The sequence below is a fragment of the Kitasatospora sp. NPDC091257 genome (assembly GCF_044757675.1).
Classification (GTDB): Bacteria; Actinomycetota; Actinomycetes; order Streptomycetales; family Streptomycetaceae; genus Kitasatospora; species Kitasatospora lactacystinica.
In genome coordinates, this window is record NZ_JBIVVI010000954.1 from 1 (window position 1) to 3,592 (window position 3,592).

Genomic DNA, 3,592 nt, shown 5'->3' on the forward strand with positions numbered 1-3,592 from the left:
CCCGAAGGGGGTGGCACGGGCCGGATGCCGGGAGGCCGAGGTCTCAGAACGCGATCCGCACCTTCAGGGCCGAGCGGTCGTCCATCGCGCGGTAGCCGTCCGGAACGCCGTCCAGGCCGACGGTGCGGTCGAAGACCAGGCCCGGCTCGATGGCGCCCGAGAGCACGTCCGGCAGCAGCTCGGGGATGTACGCGCGGGCCGGGGCGACGCCGCCGTTCAACGAGACGTTTCGGCCGAACATCTGACCGATGTCGACGCCCGCGCTGCCGCCGTGCGGCACTCCGACGTAGCCCACCGCGCCGCCGTCCCGGGTGATCGAGATGGCCGTCCGCATCGACTCCTCGGTACCGACCGCCTCCAGCACCGCGTGCGCGCCCTGGCCGCCGGTCAGCTCCTTCACCGCCTCGACCGCGGCCTCACCGCGCTCCGCCACCACGTCCGTCGCACCGAAGCGACGGGCCAGCTCGGTACGGGCCGCGTGCCGGCCCAGCGCGATGATCCGGCCCGCGCCCAGCCGGTGCGCCGCCAGCACCCCGCACAGGCCCACCGCGCCGTCGCCGACCACCGCGACCGTCGCACCCGGCCGCACCCGCGCGGAGACCGCCGCGTGGTGCCCGGTCGACATCACGTCGGACAGCGCCAGCAGCCCGGGCAGCAGCTTCTCGTCACCCGCCGCCTCCTTCGGCAGCTTCACCAGCGTCCCGTCCGCGAACGGCACCCGCACCGCCTCGCCCTGGCCGCCGTCCGAACCGACCTGCCCCCAGAACCCGCCGTGCGGACAGGAGGTCTGCAGCCCTTCGAGACAGAAGTCACACGTCCCGTCCGACCAGACGAACGGCGCCACCACCAAGTCGCCCCTGGCGAAGCCGCGCACCTCGGCGCCGACCTCCTCGACCACGCCCAGGAACTCGTGCCCGATCCGCTGCCCGGCCACCCGCTGCGCCACGCCGCGGTAGGCCCACAGGTCGCTGCCGCAGATGCAGGCGTTCACCACCCGGAGCACCACGTCCGTCGGATGCTGGATCACCGGGTCCGGGACCTCTTCGATCCGGATGTCGTTGGGGCCGTGAATCACGGTGGCACGCATGCGCTGTTCCTTAGCTGAAAGATCTCGACCAGGTGTACGACACCCCCGTCGACCACTCTATTCCGGCCGGTCGGTCGCAACATTCCGGCCGGAGCCCCCCGCCCCGCCCCTTATCCTGTTGGACCATGCAACCGATCCAGCCCGAGACCTACGGAGTGCCGCGGACCGCGCAGGTCCCCGCGCAGCGCTCCGCCGTCCCCACCGGGGGCTTCGCGGTCGTCGACGTCGAGACCACCGGTCTCGGCCGCTCGGACCGCGTCATCTCGGCGGGCGTCTACCAGCTGGACGCGGACGGCGACGTCGTCGACCACTGGTACACCCTGGTCAACCCCCAGCGGGACCCGGGCCCGGTCTGGATCCACGGCCTCACCGCCGAGCTGCTCGCCACCGCCCCGACCTTCCCGCAGATCGCCGACGAGTTCGCCACCCGTCTGCAGGACCGCGTCCTGGTCGCGCACAACGCGCTCTTCGACTGGAACATGATCTCCCGCGAGTTCTCCCGGGCCGGCCTGCGCGCCCCGGTCGAGCAGCGGCTGTGCACCATGGTCCTCTCCCGCGACCTGCGCCTGCCGCTGCCCAACGGCAAGCTGTCCTCGCTCGCCGCCCACTTCGGCGTCCAGCAGCGCCACGCCCACAACGCCCTGGACGACGCCCGGGTGCTCGCCGAGGCCTTCCGCCCCAGCCTGCGCCTCGCCCGCGACGGCGGCGTGCCGCTGCCGCTCCAGAACTGCGTCGCGGTCACCGACCTCGGCGAGGAGGAGCCGGCCGCCCCGGGCCGCAGCACCTGGACCGGCGCCACGTACCGCCAGGCCAAGAAGCGCCCGCCCTGCCCGTACCCCAACCCGGGGCGCTGGGAGGACGGCAAGCCCCTGGTCCAGGGCATGCGGGTGGCCGTCACCGGCGACACCGCCACCGACCGCGAGGTCCTGGAGGACCGCGCGGTCGAGGCCGGCCTGCACATCGCCACCTCGGTGAGCCGCCTCACCAGCCTGCTGGTCACCAACGAGCCGGACAGCTGGAGCGGCAAGGCCCGCCGGGCCCGCGAGCTCGGCACCCCCGTCGTCGGCGAGGACGCCTTCCTCCAGCTGCTGCGCGAGGTCGCCCCGCACCCCGGTGCGTGAGCCGTTTGTGAGGTCGGCGTACCGTTCCCATGTGTACCGTTTTCTGCTGACCCGACAGTGGCTGATCACCATGCTGGTCGCGCTGCTGCTGATCCCCGCGACGATCAAGCTGGGCTTCTGGCAGCTGCACCGCCACGAGGCACGGGTGGCCCGGAACGAGCTGATCGGTCAGGCCCTCACCGCCGCGCCGGTCCCCTTCGACACCCTGTCGCCGGCCCCCGGCTTCGCGGTCCCCAAGGACCTCACCTGGCGCGCGGCGACCGCCGCCGGACAGTACGACCCGGCACACGAGTTCGTGGTCCGCAAGCGGACCGACTCCAACGGCAGCATCGGCTACTTCGTGGTGACCCCGTTCCGGCTCGCCGACGGCAAGGGCACCGTCCTGGTCAACCGCGGCTGGGTCGCCTCCGGCGACGGCGCCACCGAGTACCCGCCCGTCCCGGCCGCCCCCGCCGGCGAGGTCTCCCTCACCGGCCGCCTGCGCGCCGAGGAGACGTACGGCGCCAGCGGCATCAAGGACCGCACCGGCCTGCCCGACCGCCAGTTCAACCTGATCAACACCGACGAGCAGGCCAAGCGGACCGGCGCCCCGCTCCTCGGCGGCTACCTCGAACTCACCGGTACCGCCCCCGCCCCGGCCGACCAGCCCCAGCTGATCCCCGAGCCCAACCACTCCGACATCGGCCCGCACATGGCCTACGCCATCCAGTGGTGGCTGTTCACCGCGATGATCCCGGTCGGCGTCTGGGTCCTCGCCCGCCGCGAGGCCAAGGACCGCGCCAAGCAGGCCGCCGAAGCCGAGGTCCCGCTCGACGCCGTCCCCGCCTAGAGCACGTCGCCTGGCGCACATCGCCCAGAGCACGTCGCCTAGAGCACGTCGTCCAGCTCCCGCAGCAGCCGCGCCTTCGCCCGCGCCCCCACCACCGACCGCACCGGCTGCCCGCCCCGGAACACCATCAGCGTCGGCATCGACAGCACCCCGTACGCCGCCTGCGTCCGCGGATTGTGGTCCACGTCCACGCTCACCACCCGCAGCCGGTGCCCCTCCTCCCGCGCGATGTCCGCCAGCACCGGCGCCATCATCCGGCACGGCGGGCACCAGTCCGCCGTGAAGTCCACCAGCACCGGCCCCTCGGCCGCCAGCACCTCAGCGGCGAACGTCTCGTCCGTCACCGCCGGCACACCCGTGATCTCCACCGTCTACTCCTTCACCAGTTCGCAAACAGGCGGCTCCTGAACGGCGGCCAGCTCGTCCCGCGCCCTCACGGCCCGATCGAACTGCCCCGCCACCTGGGCCCGCACGTCCTGGAGCCGGGCGATGCACTCGTCCAGCTCCCCCAACTTCCGCCGGTACACCTCCAGAGAGGCCGGGCAGGAGTCCCCC

4 protein-coding genes and 1 pseudogene are annotated in these 3,592 nt (G+C 73.1%); 2 read left to right on the forward strand and 3 right to left on the reverse strand.

The window, feature by feature from the left end; all coding sequences use genetic code 11:
* Positions 1 to 43: 43 nt before the first annotated feature.
* Positions 44 to 1,087 (reverse strand): zinc-dependent alcohol dehydrogenase family protein, encoded by a 1,044-nt coding sequence (locus ACIQOV_RS32655; RefSeq protein ID WP_401054334.1) that lies wholly within the window; start codon positions 1,085 to 1,087, stop codon positions 44 to 46.
* Between the two features lie 125 nt (positions 1,088 to 1,212).
* Here ACIQOV_RS32655 and ACIQOV_RS32660 point away from each other — a divergent pair, with 125 nt between their 5' ends.
* Together ACIQOV_RS32660 and ACIQOV_RS32665 are read left to right on the forward strand one after the other, a co-directional pair.
* Positions 1,213 to 2,208, forward strand: coding sequence for a DEDDh family exonuclease (locus tag ACIQOV_RS32660; protein WP_401054335.1), 996 nt, complete (start codon positions 1,213 to 1,215; stop codon positions 2,206 to 2,208).
* 31 nt (positions 2,209 to 2,239) lie between these two features.
* Positions 2,240 to 3,037 carry an SURF1 family protein gene (locus tag ACIQOV_RS32665; RefSeq protein ID WP_401054336.1) on the forward strand — a complete coding sequence of 266 codons (798 nt, stop codon included), beginning with the start codon at positions 2,240 to 2,242 and terminating at the stop codon, positions 3,035 to 3,037.
* A gap of 38 nt (positions 3,038 to 3,075) precedes the next feature.
* Here the strand turns inward: ACIQOV_RS32665 and trxA are convergent, their stop codons facing one another.
* Both trxA and ACIQOV_RS32675 read right to left on the reverse strand, forming a co-directional pair.
* Positions 3,076 to 3,405 carry a thioredoxin gene (gene trxA / locus ACIQOV_RS32670; RefSeq protein WP_401054338.1) on the reverse strand — a complete coding sequence of 110 codons (330 nt, stop codon included), beginning with the start codon at positions 3,403 to 3,405 and terminating at the stop codon, positions 3,076 to 3,078.
* 3 nt (positions 3,406 to 3,408) lie between these two features.
* Positions 3,409 to 3,592 (reverse strand): annotated as a pseudogene (locus tag ACIQOV_RS32675) (MerR family transcriptional regulator); the annotation flags it as partial.

Excerpts from the sequence above, each read along its gene's own strand:
- ACIQOV_RS32660 (WP_401054335.1), top strand. The coding sequence starts at position 1,213 with ATGCAACCGATCCAGCCCGAGACCTACGGAGTGCCGCGGACCGCGCAG.
- ACIQOV_RS32655 (WP_401054334.1), bottom strand. The coding sequence starts at position 1,087 with ATGCGTGCCACCGTGATTCACGGCCCCAACGACATCCGGATCGAAGAG.